The following is a 509-nucleotide window of genomic DNA, read 5'->3' on the forward strand; positions in this document are numbered from 1 at the left end:
ATACCGTGCCGAACAGATAGATTGCCGCGAACAGCAGCGCGGCGAGGACGGCGGCCCAGTGGTGGTCCCGGATGGCGCCGGCAAGCCCCACGCCCAACAGCGTGGCCACCAGCACGTGCAGGCTCACGCGCAGGGTGGCCAAAATGCGGTTGGAGGTCATGCGGGCAACACTAGCGCTGCCACCGGTTGGGCCAACATCAACCGAACGGTCGATTCCTTTTTCAACCCGCAGCCCGATGTTAACCGCGCAGGTCACGGCCACAATCGGAAGCATGTTCGTAGGAATCCGTGAAATTAAGAAAGCGAAGGGGCGCTTCGGGCTCATCGTGGGCACCGTCGCGTTGATCACCCTTCTCGTTGTTGTGTTGACGGGTCTGACCTCGGGTTTGGGCAAGCAGAACACGTCCGCGCTCGAGGCGCTCGACCCGGCCGCGGTGGTCTTCGAGGACCCGCACGACCCGTCGTTCACTACCTCGCGCGTGCAAAGTATGCCCGGCACGGACGCGCTG

General features: G+C 63.7%; 2 pseudogenes. One reads left to right on the plus strand and one right to left on the minus strand.

Annotation, left to right across the window (positions count from 1 at the left end):
• Nucleotides 1-274 (minus strand): annotated as a pseudogene (locus tag F4V54_RS11720) (hypothetical protein); the annotation flags it as partial.
• Between F4V54_RS11720 and F4V54_RS11390 the strand changes: the two are divergent.
• A pseudogene (locus F4V54_RS11390) lies at nt 273-509 on the plus strand (ABC transporter permease); the annotation flags it as partial. The pseudogenes F4V54_RS11720 and F4V54_RS11390 overlap by 2 nt on opposite strands.

The organism is Corynebacterium tuscaniense, assembly GCF_008693065.1.
GTDB lineage: Bacteria > Actinomycetota > Actinomycetes > Mycobacteriales > Mycobacteriaceae > Corynebacterium > Corynebacterium tuscaniense.